This window comes from Brevundimonas sp. BH3 (assembly GCF_045345115.1).
GTDB lineage: Bacteria > Pseudomonadota > Alphaproteobacteria > Caulobacterales > Caulobacteraceae > Brevundimonas.
Genome location: NZ_CP150796.1, coordinates 1,949,814 through 1,976,128 on the forward strand (window position 1 = coordinate 1,949,814; position 26,315 = coordinate 1,976,128).

Here is a 26,315-nt window from a genome sequence, read left to right on the forward strand (position 1 = left end):
AGTCCGTTAAATCTGGTTTGCGCCATTAGACAGGATCACACCGCAAGGCGCGAATAGTTTTACCGCCGGTTTCCATCCGCAGGTTAATGCCTGCCACTGGCGACAGACGCCAAGTCTGGGTCAAAACCTCTGTACCTTCCGCAGACTCGTTTTCCATGACGACACGCACCGTCAGATCGTCAATGATCTCGATGGCCTGAAGCTTGGAAGTATCCTCGTAACCCTTGACCTCGCTGGCAGTGATACGGAAGCGGGTGCCACTCTCGCCTGCACCGCAGCCGTTTTCGTTATAGTCCCAGTTGCCACGGAACGCCGCCGGAAACACCGCCACTGCCGGTCCTCCTGCCGCTTCTTCCTCGGCTGCAGAAACAGGAACGGTTACGACTTGTCCCGCTGTCGTTATGCCAGCCGCATCACTGCTTTGAGCACGGGACATTTCATCAGATGCCACAGCAGCGTTCGCCCCCTCTTCGCCCTGCGCACAGGCCGATACCAGTCCCACAGACATGATAATGGCCACGGACCGCAAAAGATTGGTTTTCATAAATCGTCCCCACAACAACGTAAGCTTCAGATAAAAGGTCTAGGCTCACATCAGGTTGCCAAACTTACCGCCGCAAGAAAGGTTTTTATGCCTGTGACGTCAACCGGATCACATTTCGAAGCGGATACAGCCCCCGATGCGCTGGACGTCACACTGGCGCGTATTCTCGCTGATGATCTGGACCCTAGAGCCAGCTGGTTTGCGTTGACCGAAGGCGACCGCCTGTTTTCGGAGGGTGATCCGGCCGATACGTTTTATGTTCTGCAATCGGGTCGGCTCGGCGTCTTCACACCGCGTGAGGGCCAGCCACCCGAATTTATCGGCGTCGTTCACCCCGGCACGCCCGTCGGTGAAATGGCCATGCTGGCCGACACGACCCACACATCCAATGTGGTCGCCCTGCGAGACAGCGAAATCATTGCCCTGCCTCGCGCCGCTTTTTTCGAGATGGTTCGTCAGCATCCCGACCTGATGGCCGATGTCGCGCGGGTTATGATCCGCCGCGCTCGGCAGAAAGGCGACAATGACGTTCCCACGGTGTTCGGCTTTGTTTCGGCCCGCAGCCAGCCCATACGCCCATTCGTAGATGCCGTTCACAAGGCCGTTGAAACGCAGGGCTATCGCGCGCGCATCATCGACCGCAACGCCATGACACGCGCCACGGACTGGTTTTCCCGCATCGAGGACAGCCACGACTTCGTGCTTTATATCGCCGAAACAGGGGACCCCTTATGGGCCAATCTCTGTGCGCGTCAGGTAGATCGTCTTTTTATCGTCGGAGATCCCGACAACTGTCCGCCGCCTGACCCTGCCCGCCGCAATGGCGACAGCGAACTGGTGCATCAGCTTACCGACCTGATCCTGCTGTCAGAAAAGCCTCTGTCCCTGCGTACACCATGCCAGCCCTGGTTGAAGGCCATGGCCCCCGGACGTTGGTTCCATTGCGTAGAGAACCAACCCGCCGATGTTGAACGCATTGCCCGCATTCTGACAGGCGCTTCGGTCGGGCTGGTACTTTCAGGCGGCGGCGCACGGGCCTATGCCCATATCGGCGTCCTCAGAGCGCTCAAAGCGGCCAATATTCCAGTCGATTTCATCGGGGGGTCATCCATGGGGGCGCTCATCGGTGCCGGCCCTGCTCTCGGTTGGACACAAGACCATATGGAACAGCGGATCAAAGACGTTTTTGTCCATAGCGATCCTCTCTCTGACATAGCCTTCCCACTCATAGCCATGACAAGGGCGGGAAAACTGTCGCGGCTGCTGAACACGACCTTTGGTGATGACACCATCGAGGATATGGCCCTGCCCTTTTTTGCGGTGTCCACAAACCTGACAACTGGACAGGTCGAAGTACACCGTGAAGGCCTTCTGAGACATGCCATGCGGGCAACCGTAGCCATTCCTGGGGTCATCCCGCCCTTTGTAAATAATGGACAGGTATTGGTGGACGGGGCCGTTCTCAGAAATTTCCCCAGCGATGTCATGCGCCGGTTCAACCGTGGCCCGATGATCGGCAGTGATGTTTCCCAAACGCGTGGCGTGAATGCCGAGCAACTGGAAAACCCTCCATCCTGGTGGCGCTGGATCATGTCCGGAGCCTGGAAACAGGGCCCACCTATTGTATCCATCCTGATGCGCGCCGCTACATTGTCCACCAGTGCTGAACTGGCCGAAGCCCGCGCTGAAACCGATGTCCTGATCATGCCCAAGCCTGAAGGCATCGACATCCGCGAATGGAAAGCTTTTGATGCGGGCGTCATGGCTGGCCAGAAAGCCGCCAACGAAGCACTGGACCAGCTGGATAGACCTGTAGCCGATCTACGACGCCCCGCCCCCAAGCCCTATACGCCGCAGGTCACGACAGCCCCTCACCACACTACCCCGTCCCCTATCCGCTCGGCACTGGCCCGCCTGTTGCCCCAGCGCAAGCCGCAAGAGACTGCAGAAAACTAGGCCCGAACGCAAAAGGACCGGATGAGCCAAGGCTGCATCCGGTCCCTTTATTCGCGTCACCGCCGTTAAGCGGTGGAATGGTACAGCCTCTCAGGTTTGAACTGAGGACCTCCGGCTCCACAAACCGGCGCTCTAACCAACTGAGCTAAGGCTGCACATCGCTGCGAGGCGGTTTCTCTAGCGAGCCTCAGCGTTTGATTCAAGAGAACTTTTCATCAAACGCATCTATTTCTTTGTTATCGCTGAAAATCAGTAGCCCCGCTCGATAATATAGGCCTGCAAAGCTGCAATACGGGTCTGGTCCGAGGGGTGGGTCGAAGCAAACTCTGGACGCCCTGCCCGATTCTGTGCCGCAGCCATCAATTGCCACAGGGCGATAGATTCGCTCGCGCGATAACCCGCGCGCACCATGTAGTCCACGCCCAGACGGTCAGCTTCCAGTTCGTGCTTGCGGGAGAAGGGCAGCAGGATGCCCAATTGCGCGCCAATGCCACCAAGACCGCCGACGGCCTGTCCATAGTCCCCTGCCCCGCTCTGTAACGCGCCCAAGGCCAACTGTGTCAGCCCGCTGGTGCTACTGCGCTCTGCCGCGTGGCGACCAATAACGTGAGCAACCTCATGGCCTATGACCGTCGCCAGCTGGTCATCATTTTGCACCAGTCGCAGCAAGCCGGTTGTTACGCCCATATGCCCTGACGGCAAGACAAAGGCGTTCGGTGTAGAATCATCGAAAACGGCATAGGTCCATGTACGGTTTTGAAGCCCCGCTGCTTGTACCAAGCGATCCCCGACACGGCGCACTCGCTCGTTCATGGCACGATCGTTTGAAATCTTCTGGGTTTGCAGGGTCTGTCGCCAAGCCGCCTCGGATGCCTGGATGAGCGCACTATCATCCACAATGACCAACTGATTGCGGCCAAGAGTGTCATTATACGCGCAACCGGCCAGTGCAGCTGCCCCCGTAAGCGCTAAGATTACCTTGCGTGTACGATGCCCTGCCTCACGCGCACTTTGCACCGGTTTTAAAATCATAAGATTGACCATCATAAAGCTCCGGCTCGGATAGTTTTCAAATCGCAGTTCTAAACGCATGAAGGGTCACAGCGGTGCCGTCTGCGAACTTTATCAAAAGAAAAAGCGCCCCGGGCAAACCCGGAGCGCTCTAACTTTTTCAGTCTCGTTCGATCTCGACTTAGTCGAGGTTGAACGGAACACGCACGGTGAACTTTGCGTTCTGTGCAGCACCGTCAACGGTACGCGGCGAAAGTTGACCGCGTTGAACGATACGAACTGCGGCAGCACCAAAGCCCATGCCCGACGGACTTTCGTCAATCGCACGGCAGCCTTCAGGACGACCGCTTGGCGTAACCGTACATTCCACAACAGCGTAGCCACTGACACCACGGTCCATAGCACGTTGCGGGAAGTCACGTTCCGTCGGACGCGGCGGACGCGACCAGCTCGGATTCGTGATCACCGTAGCCTTCGGCGGAGCCGGAGGTGCCGGCGGCGGCGGCGGCGATTGGGTGATTACCGGAGGACCTTCGTATTCACGACGTTCATCCTTCTTCACCGGCTCGACGTTTACCGTCACAGGCGGCGCCATGTCCGTAATCACCGGCTCACGCACCTGAAGCTTCGGCGGCGGCGGTTGATCCGTCGGCGGAGGCGGCGGAGGCGGAGGCGGCGGAGGTGGCGGAGGTGCCATCTCGATCAACTCCACATCGACGGCTTCATCGACGTAATCGAACGGCTGGATTTCGAACTTCGCCTTGTACAGGTACAGACCTGCCAGGGCGTGAACGATCACCGAAGCCGCGATACCGACAATCGCGCCCGTCGAAAGTTTTTTCTTCTTCCGCGGAGCATCGATCAGGGGGTTTCTATGCTGAGTAGGTTCAGCTGTCATAGTTAAACCTAGCCCCCTTACTGTTCGTTGCCGACGAGTGCGACGCTGTAGAAACCATTATCCTGCAAAGCATTCATGACCTGCATGAAATTGCCATAGCGGGTTTGTTGGTCACCACGGATGAAAATCCGCTCTTCGTCAGGCGAACGGTTGCCGATCTGGCCCTTAAGGTCTTCACCCAGGGTCGCCACCGACGTTTTGAAGTCACCGACATACACATCGCCATCATCCTGAATGGAGATGAAGATGGGCTTAGGCGGATTCGGAGCCGGCGGTGCGACGGCACGAGGAAGTTCCACCGGCACCGACACAGTGGCGAGCGGAGCCGCCACCATGAAGATGATCAGGAGAACAAGCATAATATCCACGAATGGCGTGATATTAATTTCGCTGTTCGCCTGGACGGTGTACTTGCCGCCGCCGGAACCGGAAAGTTTGGCGGCCATCCGTCTTATGCTCCCTTGTCGAGCTGACGCGAGACCGTGTTCAGCAGTTCAGCCTGGAAGCCGTCGGCGCGGGTGCCGTAAGCAGCAATCTTGGTGCTGAAGTAGTTATAGAAGATAACGGCCGGGATAGCGGCGAAGAGGCCGATACCGGTAGCCAGCAGAGCTTCAGCGATACCCGGAGCAACAACAGCCAGGTTGGTCGTGTTCGACTCGGCGATACCGATGAACGAGTTCATGATGCCGTAAACGGTACCGAACAGACCGATGAACGGACCCGACGAACCGACCGAAGCTAGGAACTGTTGGCCACCCGACAGACGACCTGCGATGGTCGACTGAACAGCGGCAACTGCGGTTTCAATACGACCAACGGTCGAACCGCGGTGCGCACCGGCAACGTCCAGGCCAGCTTGGCGCGAGACTTCCAGTTCTTCGGTAGCTGCAGCAGCCATGTCGGCCAGCGGGTTACCGTCGAATTCTTCCGAAGTAGCAACGCGACGGATGTCAGCGATGGTACGGGCGCCGCGGAAGGCGTCCAGGAAGTTGTTGGTGGCTTTCTTCAGCGAACCGAATTCAACCATTTTGATCAGCAGCAGAGTCCAGGTCACGATCGAAGCCAGGACCAGGCCCAGCATCACAACCTTAACAACCGGGTGAGCGATCAGGAACATGCCGATCGGGGTCAGCTTGCCGTGGCCACCGCCAACGGATTCATTCAGCGAGGCCGGTTCTTCGGCGGTCGCGGCGGCATCGGCAGCCGGGGCTTCGGTCGAAGCCGGGGCAGCTGCATCAGCGGCGGGTGCGGCTGCGGCGGCCGGAGCGGCCGGAGCGGCGTCCTGCGCCAGAGCCGGCGAAGCAGCCATAAGGACGGCAGCGCCGGCCATGGCCAGGAGGATATTCGTCTTCTTGCTATCGAGCATGTTTCGCCAGTTCCTGCTTTGGTCTGACTCGTGGAACCTAAGAGACGCCCGCGTCAGTCGAACGCCCCTCAAATGAAATCTTAACCACCGCCGGATTTCTCCCCCGCCGGTTGTCGCCGTATCCCGAACTTACGCCTAAGGCGCCTATGGCCGGAATAGCGGGATGAACAATAACTCACCCCCCCATCCCTGCAAGACCGGAATGCGGTTAAAGACCCTTTGACGAACGCCTCCCTGAGCGTCAAGGCCGGAAAATAGCTTTTACCTGTTTGAAGAGAGGCGGAACCGCTACAACGCAATAAATTTGCTATTTATGACACAAAATCGCAATAATATCGGCAGGTTTACGCTCAATTTGCGTACAAATTCCTGACCTTAATTGTGTCCATTTCGCGGCAATTCTTCACAGCCACAAAAAAACCCAAGCGATGCGCTTGGGTATTGTTGTTATATTAAATACTAGAAGATGGTGCCCGGAGGCGGATTCGAACCACCGACACGCGGATTTTCAATCCGCTGCTCTACCAACTGAGCTATCCGGGCATCTTCTCTTCGCTACGGGCGTCTGCGCCGCGGCGAGGTGTGTGTCTATAGGGGCAGTGTTTCGGCCTGTCTAGAGGCTAATTCACTCAATTCCACGATCTTTTTCATCAATCTCTGCTTCTTCCGCTGGGATAGCATAGCTACCCGAAAACCAGCGCTGCAGATCAACATCGGCACAGCGGCGAGAACAAAAGGGTTTGTATTGCTCCACGGTCTCGTTGCGGTGGCAAATCGGGCACTTCGCCATGATTTATCCCTGTCTGATAATGAACTGTCCGGACGGACCATTGGCTACCAGTCGCGCACGCGGACCAAGAGCATATACGAACGGAGCCAGTTTTTTCCCAAATTCAGGACCACAAACCAGCTCATAAACAGGCGTGGCCCTATCACTGAGTATCGCATGGTGCAGGCGACGAAGGGAATCAAGCATCGCCGTATCTTTGTGCGCCAGCCGCTCGTCCAGCGGCGTATAGGTCCAAGGCACAGAAATCTGCAACAAACCAAGGCGGCTCAGCGGCCCAACCGCTACACCGTTCCATCCTGCAAATACGGCCTTAGCCAGATTTAGAATCGAATCGACCTGAAAGGCGACGCCTGCCAGATCAATGGCGATGATTCCGCCCCAGTGTTTCAATCGCAACTGGCGCGCTGCCTCATTCAAACCGAAACGATTTACGACTTCGCGGCCTTTACGCGAATCCCGTCCGGGCAAGGGGGCATAGTCGATATCGACCGCGATCAGGGCGCGCGTACGCTGGATCGCCAGATCCAGACCCACCTCAGACCGTATCACAGATGTGCTGCGGACTTCTTCCTCAGCCTGAAACGACATCTCCACGGCCTGAAGCCCTGTGATGATCGCTTGCCCTCCGGCCATATCGCGTAAAATCTCTGCAACACACGGTCCGGCTGAAAGGATTCGGACATCCCCCTGCCCTTCCCCCATATATTTGAGGGCCGGACCTTTTGATTCCCGAATCTCTGCGGTGACCTGAACGCGAACCTTCTGCCCCTCGGTCAAATGGACTGCCTTGGGCAGCGACATAAACCCGAACGGCTCGCCGGCACCCGTATCGATAAAGGCTGCCTTAAGACCAGGTTCGACACGTACCACACGACCGACCAACTGCGTTCCAAGCCGGTTTTCAGGCCGATCACTGTCGCGTTCTATATATAGAGTGTGGATGTCGCCATTTTGCGTGACGACAGCGCGGGTTTCGCCGGGCATCTCGTCGAGATAGAATTCCAGCCCGGCCACCGCTTATGCTGCCGGATGCCAGCCAGTGCCGTAGAGCAGGTTGGCCGTCTCTACGAGCGGCAAGCCCATTACGGCAGGATGGCTACCGACTATGCGCTGCACAAAGGCTGCGGCACGGCCCTGAATTCCATATCCACCAGCCTTGCCCTGCCATTCTCCAGACGCGACATAAGCGTGGATCTCGGCATCGGACAGGTGTTTGAACGTCACGCGGGTATCCACCACACGCCATGTCATGCGCCCTTGGGCAACCACAGCGACACCGGTGAAGACGCGATGATTGCGCCCGGATAACAGTTTGAGGAAACGACGCGCTTCGGCTTCGTCGGCCGGCTTTTCCAAAAGGCGGCGACCAACGGCCACAACCGTATCGGCGGCCAGAACAACATCATCGGGATGACGTTCTGCCACAACAGCAGCCTTTGAACTGGCCAAACGCTGGGCCAGTCGAGTAGGCATTTCGCCCTTTAGCGGGGTTTCGTCTATATCGGCGGGATCAATCTGATCGGGCGTGATACCGATCTGCGCTAGGAGCTCCACCCGGCGCGGGCTCGAGGAGGCCAGAATCAGCCTCCGAGCCGGTGCGTCAGGACGCGACAAACCGCGTCCTTACTTGAAGCGATAGGTGATGCGACCCTTGGTCAGGTCGTACGGGGTCATTTCAACAAGAACCTTGTCACCCGCCAGAACACGAATGCGGTTTTTACGCATCTTGCCTGCAGTGTGAGCAATGATCTCGTGATCGTTTTCCAGCGTCACGCGGAACGTCGCGTTCGGCAGCAGTTCGCTGACCACGCCGGGGAACTCAAGTAGTTCTTCCTTAGCCATGCGGCCTCTCTCGCCCGTTGAAACAGCAATAAGCTCGCGCGGGCTGGACGCGAGCCACTCATAGGAGGGCGCTCTAATGCACCAAATTCTCTGATTAGTCGAGTTCAGCCACGACGATATAGGGCGCAAACCAGCGTGAACAGACGCCGCGACGTCTCCTTGTCCAGCTCAACCTTGCCTTCTAGGCGATTTTTCAGCAGTTCAGCGCCTTCATTGTGAAGGCCGCGACGCCCCATATCCACCGACTCGATCTGGCTGGGCGAAGAACCTTTCAGCGCCTCGTAATAGCTTTCGCAGATCAGGCCATAGTCACGGATAACCGTCTTTAACGGCGTCAGGGACATGGCATGCGTGCGCGTATAGTCCTGACCGGAAATCTCGAACACCAGACGGTTGTCCTGCGAGGACAGCCGCAGTTCGTATGGGCCGCCCTGTCCGCCTTCAGGCTGGAATACATTATCTTCGACAAGGTCAAAGATCGCCACGCGGCGTTCGTGCTCGATCTCTGCGGTCGGCGCAGGCAGGCTGCCATTATCGATCTCGATCTTGATCAGATCCACAGTCATCCCCTCAAGCCTCTTCCTGCGTGGCCGGATGTTCCGGTGCCATATGCGCAGGCCAGCGATCCGACAGATCCGTCAGCACCGCATCCAGACATTCCACATCAATACGCAGATCACCACCACCGGCGAACATCATGACCACGCGACCTGAGGGCGCTTCGGTCGGCATGAAATCCATGGCCAACAGCTCCAGCGCCCCTTCGGGTGCACGCGGCAGGCGACGGCTTTTCACTGAATGGACATCCCCGAACTGCATGGCCGACATCACGCGCGTACCGCCACATTCCCAGCAGAAACGCGACAAGACCAGCGTCAGCCGCCGCGCCTTGCGTTCCCATCGGATATCGACAGGACGCATGATGGCGTCCTGAAGCGCCGCAGACATGATCTGGAGATCGATAGCATCGGCGGCGAGCAGACGCAGGGGCAAGGCTTCCGCCTTGCCTTGCGCGCCATCATGGCTGTGCTGGTCGCTAGTGCTGTCGATCTCGATGGTCATTAGTGCTCGGGACCTTCGCCCTTGATACGCCGGACGTCTGCACCGCAGGCCCCCAGTTTTTCTTCCATACGCTCAAAGCCGCGATCCAGATGATAGACGCGCCCCACAGTGGTTTCGCCCTCGGCAGCAAGGCCCGCAATCACCAGTGACATAGAGGCCCGCAAATCCGTCGCCATAACCTGTGCACCATGCAGGGCATCAACACCCCGCACACGCGCTTCGCCAGCCGATACAGTAATATCGGCTCCAAGGCGCATCAGTTCCGGCGCATGCATGAAACGGTTCTCGAAAATCGTCTCGTGAATCACGCTTTCACCATCGGCCAACGTCATCAGGGCCATGAATTGCGCCTGAAGATCGGTAGCAAAGCCCGGATAGATTTCGGTCGTGACATTCACGGCCTGAAGGCGCTGAGCTGGGTCGCGACGGATCACGACATCGCCATTGGCTTCCTCGATCACTTCGACACCCGAACGGCGCATCGGATCGGTCAGGGCTGTAATCAGGTCGGCGCGCCCCTTGGTCAGGCGTACTTCACCACCAGCCATAGCCGCGGCCAAAGCATAAGAGCCCATTTCGATCCGGTCCGGAATCACCGACCAGTCCGTGCCCTTGAGCGAGGTCACGCCGGTAATCACCAGTTGGTCCGTGTCCAAGCCTTCGATCTTGGCACCCATTGCCATCAGGCAGCGGGCCAGATCGCCGATTTCCGGCTCCTTGGCCGCACGTTTCAGCACCGTGGTGCCATTGGCCATCACAGCCGCCAGAAGCGCATGCTCGGTCGCACCGACCGAAACGAAGGGGAACTCGATTTCCGCGCCTTGCAGACCGTTTTTGGCCGAGGCGGTCACATAGCCTTCTTCCAGCTCGATATGTGCCCCCATGGCTTCCAGAGCCATCAGGTGCAGATCGACCGGACGCGCACCGATGGTGCAACCACCCGGCAGCGAAACCTTGGCCTCGCCGGTACGGGCCAGCAGCGGGCCCAGAACGTTGAACGAGGCGCGCATCTGGCGGACCAGATCATAGGGAGCAAACGTCGAGGTCAGGTCACTGGCATCGAACAACGTCTCCTGCCCGTCCGCGCCGTCGCCTTCGGTGACCTTGATGCCGAACTCGCGCAACAAAGCCCCCAGAAAGCGCGTGTCGGCCAGACGCGGCATATTGGTGAGACGCAGCGGCTCCGGCGTCAGAATCGATGCGGCCATCAATTTAATGGCGGAATTTTTAGCGCCACTAACGGGAATCGAGCCGTTCAGGCGATTACCGCCGTGGATGACAATACTGTCCATGGGAACCTTCAGAACCAGTACCACTGTGGTCCGGTGGACCGGATATCTAGCAAGCTCGATATGCAGGTTGAAAGAGCTAGTTTTGATCCTTTGGCTCCGGGCGCCCTGCACCCCCCGGCATCTTGCGTCGACGAAGATTGGTTCGAAGCGCCGCAGCAAGCCGCAAAGCCCGCTGTGCCTTGGCATCGGACGGCTTTGTCGCAACTTCGGCAGCCGGTTGCGCAGAGGCGACTTTGTCACCCGTCACTGGGGAACCGTTGGTATCGTGATCTGACATATCCATGTCCATACCAGACAACCTGCAAAGATTTTGATCAAGCTTGCATTTTTACTCTTGCGCGCACCGAGAGTCGTTGGCTAAAAGCCGCCTCCTCAGCGAGACGCCGCCGTAGCTCAGTGGTAGAGCGCATCCTTGGTAAGGCTGAGGTCGGCAGTTCAATCCTGCCCGGCGGCACCATTCGGCCCTCTGTTTACCGACAGAGGGCCGGTCCATTTATGGTGTTGTCTCGCTGTTAAATAGGTATGGTCACATACCGCCGTCGTAGCTCAGTGGTAGAGCGCATCCTTGGTAAGGCTGAGGTCGGCAGTTCAATCCTGCCCGACGGCACCATACAGGCTCCTGTGAAACCCACAGGAGCCTGTTCCATTTACGGCCTCCAGCACATATCCAGCCCTCAACGCCCGACGATTCTTCATCTTCGGCACCGCAAATGTGGAAGTTATTTCGTCACATCCCTCTCGCGCACACTCCATAGTGTCGTTAGCTTCAACACATCGAATAGTGTTCGAGGTTTAGAGGGGGCTTCGATGAAGCGTATTCTGTTGGCGACAGCGGCCATGATGGCCATCGCTACCCACGCCACGGCTTTTGAAGCTGCGGAAACACCAGCCAAATGGGATGTCCAGACCCTGACCGGTCCGACACGCGACGTTAAAATCGAGGTCAATGAGGGGACCTGGATGTCGCTGGACGTCAGCCCTGACGGCCGTGAAATCGTGTTCGACCTGCTGGGTGACATCTATGTGATGCCAATCGGCGGCGGCGAAGCCCGTGCGATTGCCTCGGGCGTGCAATGGGACATGCAGCCCAAGTTTTCGCCGGATGGACGCTCGATTGCTTTCACCTCCGACCGTGGCGGTGGCGACAATATCTGGGTGATGGATCGTGACGGCTCGAACCCGCGCCAGATCTCCAACGAATCCTTCCGCCTGATTACCCAGCCGGAATGGACACCGGACGGCCAGTTCATCGTCGGCCGCAAACACTTCACCTCGGCCCGCTCGTTGGGTGCAGGCGAAATGTGGATGTGGCACCGCAATGGCGGTGGCACGGGCGTGCAACTGACCGAGCGCCGCACCCAGCAGAAGGACACGGGTGAGCCCGCCTTCTCGCCGGATGGCCGCTATCTGTATTACAGCGACGACACCACACCGGGCGGCGTCTTCGACTATTCGAAAGATCCCAACGGCCAGATCTATGTCATCCAGCGCCTTGACCGCGAAACGGGCCGCATTGCGCCCTTCGTGACAGGACCGGGTGGTTCGATCGCCCCCACCCCGTCGCCGGACGGCAAGACCTTGGCCTTCATCCGTCGTGATCGTTACCAGTCGGTTCTGTATCTGAAGGATCTGGAATCGGGCCGTGAAAGCCCGCTGTATGCCGCGCTGGACCGCGACATGCAGGAAACCTGGGCGGTCCACGGCGTCTATCCGACCTATTCGTGGACACCTGATAACAAGTCGATCGTCATCTGGGCGGGCGGTAAAATCCGTCGCGTAGATGCTGCCTCGGGTCAGGCCACCGAAATCCCGTTCCAGGTGAACGACACCCGCACGATCCAGAACGCTGTCCGCGCCTCGGTCGAGGTGGCCCCGAACGAGTTCGACGTGAAGCAGGTCCGCTTCGCCCAGACCTCGCCAGACGGCAGCAAGGTGGTCTTCGAGGCTCTGGGTCGCCTTTATGTACGCGATCTGCGTGCAGACGGCACCGCTGGCCCTGCAAGGCGCCTGACCCGCCAGACGGACAACTTCGAAAGCCAGCCGCAATGGTCGCGTGATGGTCGCAACATCGTCTTCACCACATGGAACGATCAGAACCTCGGCACTGTGCGCATCGCCCCTGCCTCGGGCGGCGAAGGTCGCGTCATCACCCGCCAGCCGGGTCACTATGTCGAGCCGACCTTCTCGCCCGATGGCCAGACTGTTGTCTATCGCGCGGCCACTGGTGGTTATCTGACCACGCCGCTGTGGAGCATGAACCCGGGCATCTATTCGGTTCCGGTGCGCGGCGGTGACGCCACGCTGGTTACTGCCAGCGGCAGCCAGCCCCAGTTCGGTGCCCGCAATGACCGCCTGTTCGTCACCGCTTCGGCGGACGGCAAGCGCGTCCTGCGTTCTATGGATCTGGATGGCTCCGACAGCCGCGATCACCTGATCTCGGAATGGGCCGCAGAGTTCACTGTTTCTCCGAACGAGCAGTGGGTGGCATGGAACGAGCGTTTCAACGCCTATGTCGCGCCGTTTGCCTCTTCAGGCCGCCCGATCACCTTGTCAGCTGACGGCAAGGCCCTGCCCCAGACCCGCATGACCCGCGATGCGGGCAAGTGGCTGCACTGGTCGGCTGATTCCAGCGCCCTGCAATGGTCCCACGGCCCGCAACTGTTCCAGCGCAAGCTGACGGACAGTTTCAGCTTCGTCGAAGGCGCTCAGGCCGACCTGCCCAAGCCGCCGGAACAAGGCATCCAGCTCGGCTTCAAGGCCCAGCAGGAAGCCCCGCAAGGCTATACCGTCCTGACCGGTGCCCGCATCATCACGATGAAGGGCAATGAGGTGATCGAGGATGGCGTCATCGTCATCAACGGTAATCGCATTGAATCGGTCGGCGCTCGCGGCAGCGTAAACATCCCGAACGGTGCCACCACTCACGACATGGCGGGCAAGACCATCATCCCAGGCCTGGTGGATACCCATTGGCATGGCGGCGTCAGCGCAGGCGACATCATCCCGCAGCAAAGCTGGATCAACTACGCTTCGCTGGCCTTCGGTGTCACAACCCTGCACAACCCGTCTTCGGAAACGACCAACTTCTTTGCCCATAGCGAGTTGGCACGTGCGGGCTTGGTAACGGCTCCGCGTATGTTCTCGACAGGCACCATTCTGTACGGGGCCACTACGCCGACCACGGCTGTCGTCAACAATATCGACGATGCCCGCGGCCACCTGCGTCGCCTGAGCGACAGCGGTGCCAACTCGGTGAAGAGCTATAACCAGCCTCGCCGTGAGCAACGCCAGCAGATCATCCAGGCCGCCCGCGAACTGGGTATGAGCGTGGTGCCGGAAGGCGGCAGCCTGTACCACCACAACATGTCGATGATTGTCGATGGTCACACCACCATCGAACACTCGGTGCCGGTTGCGGTCATGTACAATGACGCCCTGCAACTGTGGTCGCAAAGCCAGACCGCTTACAACCCGACCCTCGTCGTGGCCTTTGGCGGTGCATGGGGCGAAATGCACTGGTACGAAACCACCGATGTCTGGAAAGACCCGATCCTGACCCAGTATGTCCCGCGTCCGATGCTGGATGCCGTCGCCCGTCGCCCGACCAAGGTGCCGGTCGAAGAACTGAACCACATCAATGTCGCCCGTGAAGCCACCAAGCTGAACAACCTCGGTGTCACCGTCCAGATCGGTGCCCACGGCCAGCGTGAAGGCCTCGGCTCGCACTGGGATATGTGGATGTACGAACAAGGCGGCATGACCCCGATTCAGGCCCTTGCCGCCGGTACCATCAACGGCGCCAAGGCACTGGGTATGGATCGCGACATTGGCTCTCTGGAAGCTGGCAAGCTGGCCGATCTGGTCGTGCTGGACGCCAACCCGCTGGAGAACCTGCGTAACACCCGCGAAATTAGCCACACCATGCTGAATGGTCGCCTGTACGACAACCACATGAACGCAGTGGGTGGTGCCGCCCGCAAGCCGTTCTGGTTCGAGGGTGATGCCACGACCAACCCGGCCTATTCGACCACGGTCACGGAATCTGCTCTGGAAACCTATACGGAAACCCACGGCCACACCCACAACTAGGGTTCAGGTCCGTATCTACAGAAAAGCCCCGATCCGCACTGGATCGGGGCTTTTTCTTGGGACTGCTTCGATCCCTAAATCAGCCTTCGCTCACGACACCGCGTAAAATCTGGTTGCGGCGAACAGCGCGGGCTTTCAGCACTCTTTGAATCACCAAGACCACGGCCACCAAGACCACGGCTGTAACAGCAACAAAGGTTTTACCCTGTCCCTCGGCCAGATGGTTCAAACCCTTGCCGACCAGCCAGCCCGGGATCACCATAGCCAGCACCCAGACAAAAGCCGAAGTCACATTGGCGACCTGAAAAGTACGGCGACGCATCTGCAATACGCCCACCATGGTCGGCACAAAGGCCCGCAACGGACCAAAGAACCGTCCGATAAAGATCGAAGCCACGCCATAACGGCGGCAATAGAGCCGCGTCCAAGCCACCTTGCGGCGATGGTTTTTCAGCCAGCGGTGACGCAACACCCGAATACCCATCCGACGACCGATGGCATAGGACACCGCATCACCCAGAACGGCACCAATAACACACCCCAGAATGACATTGGCTGGATCCAGAATCCCTGTGGCGATCATCGTTCCCGCCAAAACCAGCAGTCCAGTCGCAGGAATAAAAGCCCCGATCACAAGCAAGGACTCTACAAAGGTTACAGTACCCAAAATCACTCCGGCCCACATCGCATTACGCGATATGAATTCGGCGACCGAACTCAACAAACTGTCCATTTTGATCCTAAAGGCGTCGGGAGGCCCGACTTAGGGGCTACGCCCTCGCCTGCACATGCGGTTTAGTGCCGCCGACGCCATTCGTCACAGGTCAATTGGTCGGAGTATCCGTATTTTCCGATTTCTGTCCGACCCTGTGTCGTGGAATCCGCGATCCATTGTCGAAAGGCGACACACTCTGGCCTGATGGTGTTGTCCACATACGGCGGCCCATACCGCCCCATTCATTATAGGGATCACGCGGGTCCCAGAACAAACCGTCACGACCGAGGGGCCGTTCATACCAGCCATTTTTGGTCTGGCTAAAGCCGAGACTCACCGTCGCATTTTCGCCGACCGGCAAGTCCACATAGCCAGAAACATGGCTGTAATCATGCGAGCCAATACCCAGGCTGACTTCGCCAGACATACGACGGGGTTCTTCATCGCGCCAGACCGGCATCTCATTGCGTCCGCTGTCTTTCGACAGCCAGTTATCGATCTGCTGGGCCGTGCTCAGTTTCAGGCTGGAGCCTGCGCCGATATTCTGGCCCGCCGATGAAACCGTCGAGGATGGACTGGCTGCATCTATCGTGGCGGCAGGCATAGTAACAGAACCGCCGTCACTACGCGCCGTAGTGACCACAACGTCCTGATCGTTTGACGGCGTAGATGCGACCATAGACCCGCTTAGCGTCAAGGCCGACAGAACAGAAATCAACATGGTCATCTCGCACACCTCGCACCGCTCTGCGGCCAGTTTATTCTACCAAAAGCGGCCTTAATCAGGCGACGCCGTCACCGCGTCCAAGCGGGTCGGGCAAGGCTTCGCCTTCAGGTGTAAAGCTCAGGGCCACCGAGTTGATACAAAAGCGCAGACCACTGGGTGGCGGTCCATCGGGAAACACATGGCCCTGATGGCTGTCACAGCGGCCACAACGTGTTTCGATACGCGTCATACCGTGGCTGTCGTCACGTACACCGACCACATGCTCGCGGTCTACCGGCTCCCAGAAACTGGGCCAGCCTGTGCCACTTTCAAACTTGGTCGAAGATTTGAACAGCGGAAGCGCGCATTGGCGGCAGCAAAACATCCCTTTACGGCTTTCCCCCAACAGGGTGCCGCAGAAAGGAGCTTCGGTACCATGCGCCAACAGAACGCGCTTTTCCTCGTCGTCCAGTCCCGCCTCCAGCCTTGCGCGCTCTTGGGCGTCGGGCGGGGTCAGATCAAAGCCGGATGGTGATTGGCGCGTCATACTCAGTCATGCTCTTGTCACTGGAAACAGCTAGCTCCGAACATAGGTATCAACGCCTCCCCGCGATAGAGCAAAGCCTGACTTAGATGCCATCCTCTCGACAACGTCATTGGAACAAAGGCTTATGGACGTTTACTCGCGCAATCCCGTCAAGCTAAGCCTAGATGCCTATCAGACGACACACCCGCTTCCTCACGGCATGATTCCTCTCAACGAGCTCTTCTGGCACTCATCGCATCGCGTGGGACGTACAGCATTTGTGCTGGGCCTCGGCGTGCTTTTGCTCCTGCTTGTCGGGCTTGATGCATGGAAGGCCCACGGCCTGCCCTCGTGGCTGGCCGTGCCTATGGTTCTGGCGCTGGGCTATAGCGCTCTTTGTGTCCTGTCCCTGCGCCTGCATGATCGCGGACGATCCGGCTGGTGGAGCTGGATCGTGCTGTTTCTCTTTTCGCTGGGATGGCCTCTGGCACACGCCGCCGCTCCCGATGTTATAAACATCGGTGCCGCCATCCTTCTATTGCCGGTTGGTGTCGATCTTGCGCTGATGCCGGGTCAAAAGGGCCTGAACCGCCACGGGCCACCGCCCTCACAACGGCCCTTGTTTAAACCCGTACCCTAAAGCGGTGGCTGGCCTTCTACGACTGGCCCGAAGCATTTCTGGAACGATGTTTTCAGTGCATCATCCGCATCGTCCATAGAAGCCAGGATTCCCAAATCCATCAGGCTGGTCACACCGTGGTCGGTGATCCCGCACGGGACGATGCCACCGAAATGGTCGAGGTCCGGCTCCACATTCAAGCTAATGCCGTGGAAGCTGACCCATTTACGGACCTTGACGCCAATAGCAGCAATCTTGTCCTCGCGCGCCCAGCCCGCGCCCTTGCGCTCGACCCAGACACCGACACGGCCCTCGCGCATGCCCGCCTCGACCCCGAAACGCTCCAGCGCCCCGATGATCCAGTCTTCCATCCCATGCACAAAGCCGCGCACATCGCGCCCGCGCTGCGTCAGGTCTAGCATGACATAGGCCACGCGCTGACCGGGGCCGTGATAGGTGAATTGTCCACCCCGCCCCGTCTTATACACCGGAAAACGGTCGGGCATTAAAAGGTCGTCCGCCTTGGCCGACACGCCCGCCGTATAAAGCGGCGGATGTTCCAGCAGCCAGACCAACTCATTAGCCTCGCCCGCCGCGATGGCCGCCACGCGGGCCTCCATGGCGGCCTCGGCCTGAGCATAGTCCACATAGCCGTCAGACGTCGCCCATTCGACCGGACGGCCATCGGCACGCAAAAGCGGAGATGAAGAGATTCGGGAATCGGAAAGGTCGGCAGACATATTTAACGGCTCGGAAAGCATAATCGGTTCAATGTGGCCTCAAGAACGGCAAGGCAAGGCCGTCTTTATATGTGGTGGGTGTTCTTCCGTGAGCCAAATCGAAGCTGTCGATGTCGAGATTTCCGTCGTGCTGGGCCGTTCGGTCCTGCCGATGCAGCAATTGCTGCGTATGGGTCGCGGTGCCGTTATCCCTCTCGACGCCTCGGAAAAGGACGAGGTCTGGATCTTGGCCAATAACCACCCTGTCGCGCGCGGGGAGATCGAGATTCGCGATGACCGCATCGCCATCACGGTCACCCGCACCGCCGATGTATACGACTTTATGGCCGGTCAGGCCTAAAGTTCGGCACAAGCAAAACCAACACAACGGTTTTTACAAATATCCAAAGCCCGCGTTTGCGGGCTTTTTGCTGGGTTTTGTGCAGATCTGGCTCAATTCATACCGGCCCCACACATTTTCGGCTTTCCTTTTTCAAAAGCCTCGACTATTCAACCGCCTCCGATGCGAGCGGTCGTGGCGGAATTGGTAGACGCGCAGCGTTGAGGTCGCTGTGGGGCAACCCGTGGAAGTTCGAGTCTTCTCGACCGCACCATTGAACAGACAGGACGAATCTCGGCTACTACCAAGCTGACGACTTCATTTCAGAGAGGCACCCGACGTGAACAACACGGACCCCGCCAATCTGAAGCCTGATCTGTCTATTTCTGAAAATCAGAATGACACCCTCGGTTCTCCAGCGGAGACCGAGGATCACGTCGCACTTGGCGATGACTATGCGCTGACCGTCAGCTTCGTCGAAAAGGTGGTCGATGCCGCCGATGACGGCGATGGTATGCGCCTGCGCGGGCTTCTCGAAGACCTGCACCCGGCCGACGTCGCCGACCTGATGGGCTTCCTGACCGCCGAACATCGGGCGGTTGTCGTTCAGTGGCTCCCTCCTGAGCTTCTGGCCGAAACCCTGCCGGAAATGGACGACGGTATCCGCGAGGAGGTGCTGGAGCGCGTCCCGTCTGGCGTCCTGGCCGAAGCCCTGCAAGAACTGGATTCAGACGACGCGGCTGCCGTTGTCGAAGACCTCGAGGATGACCAGCGCGAAGAAGTTCTGGCAGCCATGCCCGAAACCGACCGCGCGGCGATCGAATCTTCTCTGGGTTATGAGGAAGACACCGCTGGCCGTTTGATGCAGCGGGAATATATGGCAGCACCACAGTTCTGGACTGTTGGTGACACCATTGATCACGTTCGTACCCACGGCGATGACCTGCCCGAACTGTTCTACAACATCTATGTGGTTGATCCGCTGAACCGTCCTGTCGGCGGCGTGGCTATCAGCCGCCTCCTGCGCAGTAAGCGCGAGGTGGCCCTCAGCGACCTGATGGAACCGCTGAATGAAATTGCCGTCGATGTGGATCAGGAAGAAGTCGCCTATATCTTTGAAAAATATCACCTGATCTCGGCCCCCGTCGTGGATGCGGCCGGACGCCTCGTCGGTCAGCTGACCGTCGATGACGTGGTGAACATCATTCAGGAAGAAAACCGCGAGGATATCCTGCGCCTCGCCGGTGTTAATGACGAGGATCGTTCGTCCTCGGTGGGCGAGATTGTGCGTTCACGCGTGCCGTGGCTGGGCATCAACCTGTTCACGGCCATTCTGGGCGCAGCAGTCATCGCTGTGTTTGAAGGCACCATCCAGCAGATTGTGGCTCTGGCTGTACTGATGCCGATTGTGTCCGCTATCGGCGGCAATGCAGGAACGCAGGCCCTGACCGTCACCGTGCGCGCCCTTGCCACGCGTGAGTTGAACTCGTCCAACGCCCATCGGACCTTCTGGCGCGAGCTGACAGTGGGGATGCTGAACGGAATGATTCTGTCGCCTCTGGTGGGTGTAGCCGCCGGTTTCTGGTTCCAGGACTGGCGCCTGGGTGCTGTGATCTCCGTGGCTATGGTGCTGAATATGATGGTTGCGGCGACCGTTGGCGTTTTGACCCCGCTCACTCTCAGCCGGCTGAAATTTGACCCCGCCGTATCGTCTGCCGTCTTTGTAACGGCCACGACAGACTTCTTCGGTTTCCTGATTTTCTTGGGTCTTGCGACCATCATCCTTCTGTAATCGCAAAATATTTTCCGTCTCGAAACGACGCTTTCAGATGGAACGGGGTTTGCTGTTCCATAAATGAAGCCTGTCTCTGAGTTTCGTTTTGGATCATTTCGTGCCGAAACCCATGCCCAGCACCAGACGCAAACTGTCCCGGGAAGGGCTGTTGCTGATTAAAAGCTTCGAGGGTTTCCGCCCTCGCGCTGTGGCACGCCGTGACGGCACGCTGACCATTGGCTACGGCCACACCCAGAGCGCGCGCGAAGGGATCACCATCACCGAAGAAGAAGCCGAGCTTCTTCTGATGCACGATCTTATTCCGGCAACCCGACTGGTCCATACCCAGATCAATCGCGCGCTAAACCAGAACCAGTTCGATGCTCTCGTCAGCTTCATCTACAGCATCGGTCCCGACAGGTTTATGAAAACCGGCATGCTGGAACTGATCCGTAAAGGCAGGATGGCCCAAGCCGCCGAGGTGCTGGCCAGTATTCCCGAACGCCAGCAACCCCCTGTTGATACCCCCTATCGCCGCCGCTGTGCCGAACGCGCCCTTTTTGAACGCACTGACAAGCCCACACTGGTGCAACTGCTGCTTTCCCCCATCAGCCGTCCCGACAAAACAGCCACAGTTCCCGACGATGCCGCCTTAGGCGTTACCGGCGTTCTGCGTCACGAGAACCCGCCACCCGTGCTTGTCAAAACCGCACGCGAAAATCGTGGCGATCTTGGCACCGTAGTGCTTCTGGCGGCGGTGGCGGTTATCGTGTCGCTGGCAGCTTTTATAGCCTTCCAGCACGGCGTCAGTGTGCCGGTACTGGAAAGCCACGGCCTGATGATCGCCGGATTGCTCTGCCTATTAGGACTGGCCCTGATCGGGGGAGCGGTGTGGCTGTTCTCGCGCTCGCCCAAAACCTCGCTCAAGATACAATAGTCGGTCCGGGCGTCACGATTCTACAGATAGTCCGCTATGAATGCTTCGCGTCCGTTGCGGGACGCGCTATGCCTGTTCATCCAACTGCCTTGGTTATGACGATCCTCCCTGTTCCCGGACCCTATGACGCTTCCCGCCGTACCGACGACTGCTGACGAGTACAGGAAGTTTTCCGACGTACTGGAAAGCCTCGCCCGTGGCGAAAATCCACATCTCAGCATACGGGAAATGACCGAAGCCTTTGGCGAGCGCGGTTTTGGGGCCATGCTTCTGCTGCTAACGCTCATGGCTCTGTTTCCGTGGCCCCCCGGCGGCAAGGCGATATTTTCTATCCCGATCATTCTGATTTCGATCGAGATGGCCTTCCAGATGCCCAAGCTGCGCCTGCCGCAGTTCATCATGCGTGCCAAGGTATCGCGCGAAACCTATCGTCGCCTGATCAACAGTCCTGTGGCCTTGCCAAAATGGATACGTCGTCGCGTGATGTCGCCCAAATCTTCAAAAATGGGTCGCTGGTGGCGTCGTCGTATCGCCGTCAGCCCCGACAGCGCCACCCCCCTCACCCTGTTGCGCAAGGCCGAGCGTCTGACGCGTCCACGCTGGCCCTTTATGACAGGCGAAATCGCTGACACCATTATCGGTATCGCCTGTATTCTGCTGGCCCTGATGATGGCGCTGCCGGTGCCGTTCGGGGACATGCTGCCCGGCCTCGCCATAGGTCTTCTGGCACTGGGCATCATCCAGCGCGATGGCATCTTTATCCTGCTGGGAGCGGCAGGTTCCGTCATCAGCGGCATCTATGTGCTGCTGGTCTGGAAAACCGTCGTGGCCGTTTCTACCAGCATTTTCGACTGGTTCAGCAGCCTCTTCTAAACAGGGATTTTCAAGCCTTTCGTGCCCGGTTCAGGCAGGGCTGGACTATTCTATCTGGCCGCTCAGCCCTTGCATGATCGAGCGATTAATATCGATCAGGGTCGCGAAATCATCCTCGCCACGCGCCACGACCGAGGTGTGGCGACTGACAAACAGGCTGATAGAAATAATCTGCGCGCGCACAGCCTGTGGCAGAGCATTATTGGAATCCGAGCAGGCCGTCGCCAGCGTCGACCACAGTCTACGGTTCCAGTCCAAAGCATCCATACGCTCGGCAAACTTGGTCTTGTCCAGCGTTGCCGCATGCATCAGTGCCCGGGTGACCTGCCCGAACAGCCGGTATTCAGCCTGACGGGGGCTCTCAGCCCGCGTTGACGCCGTCTTGTACGCCTGTAGCGACATTGCCGAGCCTTTGCTCTTCGTAATCAACAATCTTGCGGGCGCACATCAGCGCCTTGTAATACTGACGGTTCATGACGTGGCGTGAACAGTTCACGCACTCGTTCAGAATCTCGGGATTTTGAATCACGCCCATGAATTCCGACAACCGAAGCGCAAACTCGTCATAGAATTTGCTGGCTTCATTTTCGTCCAGATACATCATCATCACCGGGAAATAGATCCGGCGCGCCGGCGTATTCACATCCTCCGGCTGCATGATGTCCTTTTCGCGTAAAACGCTGGCCTTGTTTTGCAGAACCAGCACACCGCGACGGTCACCGTTCTGGACAACGGCCCCGTTCAGCACAAATTTCTCGCCAGGTTTTAGCGACAGTTTCAGAGGCAAGAGCAAAGTCTCCGTAAGTGCGCCTACCGTGACGGTAGTCGGCTGATGAAATGTAACCGGACGTGGTTAACCATCTATTCCGATTTGCGCCGAAGGGTCACCTTTAACGGCCTCTTTTTATCATCTGCGACAAAGTTTCTACGGAACACCGATGTGCCGGACCCGTTGTTTCATCAGCAACGCTGACAGGAGGCCCAAATGGTTGTTCCTGATTCTGCCTCCTATGCCGGAGGCGATCCGCAGGACGTAGCCGAGACGTTTGACGAAACCCATCTGGATGACGAGGGCGAAGGCGACTTCCTGCTCGACGAGATGGATGAGGTTTTTGATGCCACACGCGACCAGAACGGCACGCAGCCGTCACGCCTCTCTCCTCGTGACAACGACCAGACAGACCGTAACGCCCATCTGATTGCCGAAGCCGACGCCTTACTCGGTGAAACCACCGCGATTGAAAATGACGATGCAGATTCGGCCCCTGTCGCTGCCAGCGAGATCGAACTCGTCTATGGCGGCCTGATGCGAAATCATCGCGGAGCACAAGGCTCTGCGGCTCACTGGGAGGCCAAACGTCTGTCCAGCGACGATATCGCGGACCTTGGCTATGGCACTGACCTTCCCTCTGAAACGCCATAAGGAGAAACGTCCATGACCCAAAAGTCCCATCAAGACATGAAGGCGCAAGAAGACGTCAATGCTCCGATGTCGCGCAAAACCAGACCACAAAAGGGCAAGCCGGACCAACTCAAGGAAAAGCTCAAAGAAGCCGAGAACCGTCAGGAAGCCCTGATCGACGAAGCTGTCGAAGAAACCATGGACGCCAGCGACCCGCCTTCGCCTAAACACATTACCTGACCTGTTCAGGACAGTATCTTTAAGCTACCTGCTCCTAAAAGAGATTTCAGGAGCAGGTTTCGTATGAGCAGCCGGTTCGAAGGCACGTCCGACTATATCGCCACCGATGATCTGAAGATCGCGGTCAACGCCGCCGTGGCGCTGGAGCGTCCGCTGCTCATCAAGGGCGAGCCCGGCACCGGTAAAACGGTTCTGGCCTATGAGTTGGCCAAGGCGATGAATGCGCCGCTGATCACATGGCACATCAAGTCCACCACCAAGGCCCATAATGGGCTGTACGAATATGATGCCGTTTCGCGCCTGCGCGACAGCCAGTTAGGCGAAGAGCGCGTCAAGGATGTCCGCAACTATCTGAAGAAGGGCAAGCTGTGGGAGGCCTTTACCTCCGACGTGCGCCCTGTCCTGCTGATCGACGAAATCGACAAGGCCGATATCGAGTTCCCGAACGATCTGCTTCAGGAACTGGACCGGATGGAGTTCTTTGTTCAGGAAACCGGCGAAACCATCAAGGCGGCTATTCGCCCTGTGGTTATCATCACCTCGAACAATGAAAAGGAACTGCCGGACGCCTTCCTGCGCCGCTGTTTCTTCCACTATATCCGCTTCCCCGACACCGAGACGATGAAGGATATTGTCGAGGTCCACTTCCCCGGCATCAAGCCGCGTCTGGTGGCCGAGGCGCTCAAGACCTTCTACGAAGTGCGCGAGACGCCGGGCCTGAAGAAAAAGCCCTCGACCAGCGAGCTGCTGGACTGGCTGAAGCTTTTGCTGGTGGATGACATCAGTCTGGAGAGCCTGCGCGAGAAATCGCCCAACAAGCTGATCCCTCCGCTGCACGGTGCTCTACTTAAAAACGAGCAGGATGTGCACCTGTTCGAGCGTCTGGCCTTCATGGCCCGCCGCGAAGGTATGCGCCCCGGTTAAGGTCAAGGCTGAGCGGCCTTATCGATGACATGCTGGGTTACTGCGAATTCACTGGTGACGCTGGCCGATCCGGCACACGATAGGGTTATCAGGAGTTGGATTATGTATAAGTTCTGCCTGCCTATTCTGTCTGTTCTGGCGCTCGCGGCCTGCGATTCCGATCAGGGTGTCCGCATTACGCGCAGTGCCGAGATCGATACTGACACCGGGGCTTCTGCCTCAAAGGCTCTGAAGGTTGTCAGCGCGCTCCAATGCCCGTCGGACCAAGGCGTGCTGACCCGTGTCGGATCGGCCAGTGTTGACGGGCAGACCTGCACCTATGCCGGTCCGCGCGGGGCTGAAATCCAGCTTCACCTCGTAACTCTGAACGGCGAAACCAGTTCGCAGGTGCTCAAGCGCTTCCAAAATGAGCTGGTCCCCTCGACCGGTGGCACCTCTGCCACGGTCAGTTCCTTGACCGAAGAGGACGGCACCGAAACCGCAACCGTCACCGCACCGGGCGTCGATATCGCCGCCAAGGGCGATGATGCCTCGGTCAAGATGCCGGGCCTGAACATTGAATCCAAAGGTGATCGCGCCACAGTCCGCATGCCGGGCATGTCTATCGAGGCCGATGGCGACCGTGCCCAGATCCGCATCGGCGGCATGGTCATCAAGGCTGATGACAAGGGCAGCACCATCACGGCACCGGACGGCTCCCTGAAGATCGACGCCAATGAAACCGGCGCGGTCGTTCAGACTCAGTCTCGTCAGGCCGTTCGTGCCACCATGATCCACGCCATCTCCAAGCCCACGCCCAATGCGTGGCGCGTGGTCGGATACGAAGCGCGCGGCCCGTCGGGCGGCCCGATCGTCGTGGCCACCTTCCGCACGCGTGACCGTGACGAACAGGCCATCCTTGAATCGGTTCGCGAATTGGTTGTTCTCAACGTCGGGGATTAATCGCTTCTTTTACGTCCACCGGCCTTGAAAGCGTCGCGAGGGTAGTTCACCTGCCTTCTCTATGAGCAAGACGACGACCTTGGCCGACCTCGACGACGAACTGGCCCCCCTTCCCAAAAAGCCACGCACCCCCAAGCCCCCGCGGGCATGGCAGCGCATGCTGTCAGGGCGCCGTCTGGATCTGTTAGATCCCTCGCCTTTCGATATCGAGATCGAGGACATTGCCCACGGTCTGGCCCGCGTCGCGCGCTGGAATGGTCAAACCATAGGCGAGCATGCCTTTTCCGTTGCCCAGCACTCGTTGATCGTCGAAGAAATCTGCCGCGTTATCCGTCCCGGCCTGGAACCGAAATGGCAGATGGCGGCCCTGCTGCATGATGCGTCCGAATATGTGATCGGCGATATGATCTCGCCGTTCAAATCGGCGCTGGGATCGTCCTACAAGGATTTCGAGGCCCGTCTGGAAGCCGCCATCCATGTGCGTTTCCAGCTACCGCCCAAGACGCCGCAAACCATCAAGACGCTGATTAAAAAGGCTGACCGTGCCTGTGCCTTCTTCGAGGCCACACAATTGGCGGGCTTTAACAAGCGCGAGTCTGTCCAGATCTTCGGTGCCCCACCGGCGGGCTATTCCATTACTCTGGAACCCATGCCGGCTTTCGATGCTCAAAAAGCCTATCTGGACCGTTATCACGAACTGGCCGAAGCTATGGGGCTAAGCACCCGCGCCTGAAGGCGCACCACGCAG

The 26,315-nt window shown here is 58.5% G+C and carries 30 protein-coding genes and 5 tRNA genes; 15 read left to right on the plus strand and 20 right to left on the minus strand.

What is annotated here, in order from left to right; translation table 11 throughout:
* Positions 1-25 precede the first annotated feature (25 nt).
* A complete protein-coding gene (locus tag WEU32_RS09570) occupies positions 26-544 on the minus strand; it encodes a hypothetical protein (protein WP_406851734.1) in 519 nt (172 codons plus the stop codon).
* An 87-nt stretch (positions 545-631) separates the two neighbouring features.
* Here WEU32_RS09570 and WEU32_RS09575 point away from each other — a divergent pair, with 87 nt between their 5' ends.
* Entirely contained in the window at positions 632-2,500 is a 1,869-nt protein-coding gene (locus WEU32_RS09575) for a patatin-like phospholipase family protein (protein WP_406851735.1), read from the plus strand.
* 78 nt (positions 2,501-2,578) lie between these two features.
* On the opposite strand, the gene WEU32_RS09580 is transcribed toward WEU32_RS09575, so the two are convergent.
* The 13 genes from WEU32_RS09580 to murA all read right to left on the minus strand — a co-directional run bounded on the left by WEU32_RS09580 (position 2,579) and on the right by murA (position 10,761).
* Positions 2,579-2,655 (minus strand) — tRNA-His (locus WEU32_RS09580).
* Between the two features lie 94 nt (positions 2,656-2,749).
* Positions 2,750-3,544 (minus strand): M48 family metallopeptidase, encoded by a 795-nt coding sequence (locus WEU32_RS09585; RefSeq protein WP_406853427.1) that lies wholly within the window; start codon positions 3,542-3,544, stop codon positions 2,750-2,752.
* A gap of 148 nt (positions 3,545-3,692) precedes the next feature.
* On the minus strand, positions 3,693-4,409 hold the full coding sequence (locus WEU32_RS09590; protein ID WP_406851736.1) for an energy transducer TonB: 717 nt from the start codon (positions 4,407-4,409) through the stop codon (positions 3,693-3,695).
* A 17-nt stretch (positions 4,410-4,426) separates the two neighbouring features.
* The gene (locus WEU32_RS09595; RefSeq protein ID WP_312136632.1) at positions 4,427-4,855 is read right to left on the minus strand and encodes a biopolymer transporter ExbD; all 429 of its coding nucleotides are present in this window, start codon (positions 4,853-4,855) and stop codon (positions 4,427-4,429) included.
* 5 nt (positions 4,856-4,860) lie between these two features.
* Complete coding sequence (locus WEU32_RS09600) at positions 4,861-5,775, minus strand: MotA/TolQ/ExbB proton channel family protein (RefSeq protein ID WP_312136631.1); 915 nt, start codon at positions 5,773-5,775, stop codon at positions 4,861-4,863.
* A 467-nt stretch (positions 5,776-6,242) separates the two neighbouring features.
* Positions 6,243-6,318, minus strand: a tRNA-Phe gene (locus WEU32_RS09605).
* An 82-nt stretch (positions 6,319-6,400) separates the two neighbouring features.
* On the minus strand, positions 6,401-6,568 hold the full coding sequence (locus WEU32_RS09610) for a DNA gyrase inhibitor YacG (RefSeq protein WP_406853428.1): 168 nt from the start codon (positions 6,566-6,568) through the stop codon (positions 6,401-6,403).
* On the minus strand, positions 6,569-7,579 hold the full coding sequence (locus WEU32_RS09615; protein ID WP_406851737.1) for a ribonuclease E/G: 1,011 nt from the start codon (positions 7,577-7,579) through the stop codon (positions 6,569-6,571).
* Positions 7,580-7,582: 3 nt separating this feature from the next.
* The gene (locus tag WEU32_RS09620) at positions 7,583-8,179 is read right to left on the minus strand and encodes a Maf family protein (RefSeq protein ID WP_406851738.1); all 597 of its coding nucleotides are present in this window, start codon (positions 8,177-8,179) and stop codon (positions 7,583-7,585) included.
* A gap of 9 nt (positions 8,180-8,188) precedes the next feature.
* Positions 8,189-8,407, minus strand: a complete 219-nt coding sequence (infA, locus tag WEU32_RS09625; protein WP_003164348.1) for a translation initiation factor IF-1 — start codon at positions 8,405-8,407, stop codon at positions 8,189-8,191.
* Positions 8,408-8,511: 104 nt separating this feature from the next.
* Complete coding sequence (locus tag WEU32_RS09630) at positions 8,512-8,973, minus strand: UPF0262 family protein (protein ID WP_312136626.1); 462 nt, start codon at positions 8,971-8,973, stop codon at positions 8,512-8,514.
* Between the two features lie 4 nt (positions 8,974-8,977).
* Positions 8,978-9,469: a DUF2948 family protein gene (locus WEU32_RS09635; protein WP_312136625.1), complete on the minus strand. Its 492-nt coding sequence runs from the start codon at positions 9,467-9,469 to the stop codon at positions 8,978-8,980.
* Positions 9,469-10,761 (minus strand): UDP-N-acetylglucosamine 1-carboxyvinyltransferase, encoded by a 1,293-nt coding sequence (murA, locus tag WEU32_RS09640; RefSeq protein ID WP_406851739.1) that lies wholly within the window; start codon positions 10,759-10,761, stop codon positions 9,469-9,471. The genes WEU32_RS09635 and murA overlap by 1 nt, the downstream gene beginning before the upstream one ends.
* 382 nt (positions 10,762-11,143) lie before the next feature.
* On the opposite strand from murA, the gene WEU32_RS09645 reads away from it, so the two are divergent.
* The 3 genes from WEU32_RS09645 (at position 11,144) to WEU32_RS09655 (ending at position 14,850) form a co-directional block, all read left to right on the plus strand.
* Positions 11,144-11,218 (plus strand) — tRNA-Thr (locus WEU32_RS09645).
* Between the two features lie 78 nt (positions 11,219-11,296).
* A tRNA-Thr gene (locus WEU32_RS09650) sits at positions 11,297-11,371 on the plus strand.
* A 197-nt stretch (positions 11,372-11,568) separates the two neighbouring features.
* Complete coding sequence (locus WEU32_RS09655; protein ID WP_406851740.1) at positions 11,569-14,850, plus strand: amidohydrolase family protein; 3,282 nt, start codon at positions 11,569-11,571, stop codon at positions 14,848-14,850.
* Between the two features lie 79 nt (positions 14,851-14,929).
* Here WEU32_RS09655 and WEU32_RS09660 read toward each other — a convergent pair whose 3' ends face one another.
* From WEU32_RS09660 to msrB, 3 genes are all read right to left on the minus strand, one after another.
* On the minus strand, positions 14,930-15,523 hold the full coding sequence (locus WEU32_RS09660; RefSeq protein ID WP_406853429.1) for a DedA family protein: 594 nt from the start codon (positions 15,521-15,523) through the stop codon (positions 14,930-14,932).
* A gap of 151 nt (positions 15,524-15,674) precedes the next feature.
* Entirely contained in the window at positions 15,675-16,286 is a 612-nt protein-coding gene (locus WEU32_RS09665) for a hypothetical protein (RefSeq protein ID WP_406851741.1), read from the minus strand.
* Positions 16,287-16,347: 61 nt separating this feature from the next.
* A complete protein-coding gene (msrB, locus tag WEU32_RS09670) occupies positions 16,348-16,818 on the minus strand; it encodes a peptide-methionine (R)-S-oxide reductase MsrB (RefSeq protein WP_406851742.1) in 471 nt (156 codons plus the stop codon).
* A 241-nt stretch (positions 16,819-17,059) separates the two neighbouring features.
* Between msrB and WEU32_RS09675 the strand changes: the two genes are divergently transcribed.
* Positions 17,060-17,437: a DUF805 domain-containing protein gene (locus tag WEU32_RS09675; RefSeq protein WP_406851743.1), complete on the plus strand. Its 378-nt coding sequence runs from the start codon at positions 17,060-17,062 to the stop codon at positions 17,435-17,437.
* Here WEU32_RS09675 and lipB read toward each other — a convergent pair.
* A complete protein-coding gene (gene lipB, locus WEU32_RS09680) occupies positions 17,434-18,177 on the minus strand; it encodes a lipoyl(octanoyl) transferase LipB (RefSeq protein ID WP_406851744.1) in 744 nt (247 codons plus the stop codon). The genes WEU32_RS09675 and lipB overlap by 4 nt on opposite strands.
* A gap of 10 nt (positions 18,178-18,187) precedes the next feature.
* On the opposite strand from lipB, the gene WEU32_RS09685 reads away from it, so the two are divergent.
* From WEU32_RS09685 to WEU32_RS09705, 5 genes are all read left to right on the plus strand, one after another.
* A complete protein-coding gene (locus WEU32_RS09685; RefSeq protein WP_406851745.1) occupies positions 18,188-18,496 on the plus strand; it encodes a FliM/FliN family flagellar motor switch protein in 309 nt (102 codons plus the stop codon).
* Positions 18,497-18,664: 168 nt separating this feature from the next.
* Positions 18,665-18,749, plus strand: a tRNA-Leu gene (locus tag WEU32_RS09690).
* 66 nt (positions 18,750-18,815) lie between these two features.
* Positions 18,816-20,267, plus strand: a complete 1,452-nt coding sequence (gene mgtE / locus WEU32_RS09695) for a magnesium transporter (protein WP_312136615.1) — start codon at positions 18,816-18,818, stop codon at positions 20,265-20,267.
* A gap of 151 nt (positions 20,268-20,418) precedes the next feature.
* The gene (locus WEU32_RS09700; protein WP_406851746.1) at positions 20,419-21,186 is read left to right on the plus strand and encodes a lysozyme; all 768 of its coding nucleotides are present in this window, start codon (positions 20,419-20,421) and stop codon (positions 21,184-21,186) included.
* Positions 21,187-21,309: 123 nt separating this feature from the next.
* Complete coding sequence (locus WEU32_RS09705) at positions 21,310-22,059, plus strand: exopolysaccharide biosynthesis protein (protein WP_406851747.1); 750 nt, start codon at positions 21,310-21,312, stop codon at positions 22,057-22,059.
* Positions 22,060-22,104: 45 nt separating this feature from the next.
* Here WEU32_RS09705 and flaF read toward each other — a convergent pair whose 3' ends face one another.
* Together flaF and flbT are read right to left on the minus strand one after the other, a co-directional pair.
* Complete coding sequence (flaF, locus tag WEU32_RS09710; RefSeq protein ID WP_312812562.1) at positions 22,105-22,461, minus strand: flagellar biosynthesis regulator FlaF; 357 nt, start codon at positions 22,459-22,461, stop codon at positions 22,105-22,107.
* The gene (flbT, locus tag WEU32_RS09715; protein WP_312136611.1) at positions 22,421-22,846 is read right to left on the minus strand and encodes a flagellar biosynthesis repressor FlbT; all 426 of its coding nucleotides are present in this window, start codon (positions 22,844-22,846) and stop codon (positions 22,421-22,423) included. Before flbT ends, flaF begins: the two co-directional genes overlap by 41 nt.
* 198 nt (positions 22,847-23,044) lie before the next feature.
* Here flbT and WEU32_RS09720 point away from each other — a divergent pair, with 198 nt between their 5' ends.
* From WEU32_RS09720 to WEU32_RS09740, 5 genes are all read left to right on the plus strand, one after another.
* A complete protein-coding gene (locus tag WEU32_RS09720; RefSeq protein WP_406851748.1) occupies positions 23,045-23,482 on the plus strand; it encodes a hypothetical protein in 438 nt (145 codons plus the stop codon).
* Positions 23,483-23,494: 12 nt separating this feature from the next.
* Positions 23,495-23,701 (plus strand): hypothetical protein, encoded by a 207-nt coding sequence (locus WEU32_RS09725; protein WP_312136609.1) that lies wholly within the window; start codon positions 23,495-23,497, stop codon positions 23,699-23,701.
* Positions 23,702-23,764: 63 nt separating this feature from the next.
* Entirely contained in the window at positions 23,765-24,625 is an 861-nt protein-coding gene (locus tag WEU32_RS09730) for an AAA family ATPase (protein WP_406851749.1), read from the plus strand.
* A gap of 102 nt (positions 24,626-24,727) precedes the next feature.
* The gene (locus WEU32_RS09735; protein ID WP_406851750.1) at positions 24,728-25,567 is read left to right on the plus strand and encodes a methyltransferase type 11; all 840 of its coding nucleotides are present in this window, start codon (positions 24,728-24,730) and stop codon (positions 25,565-25,567) included.
* Positions 25,568-25,724: 157 nt separating this feature from the next.
* The gene (locus tag WEU32_RS09740; protein WP_312137538.1) at positions 25,725-26,300 is read left to right on the plus strand and encodes an HD family hydrolase; all 576 of its coding nucleotides are present in this window, start codon (positions 25,725-25,727) and stop codon (positions 26,298-26,300) included.
* The last annotated feature ends 15 nt before the right edge of the window (positions 26,301-26,315 follow it).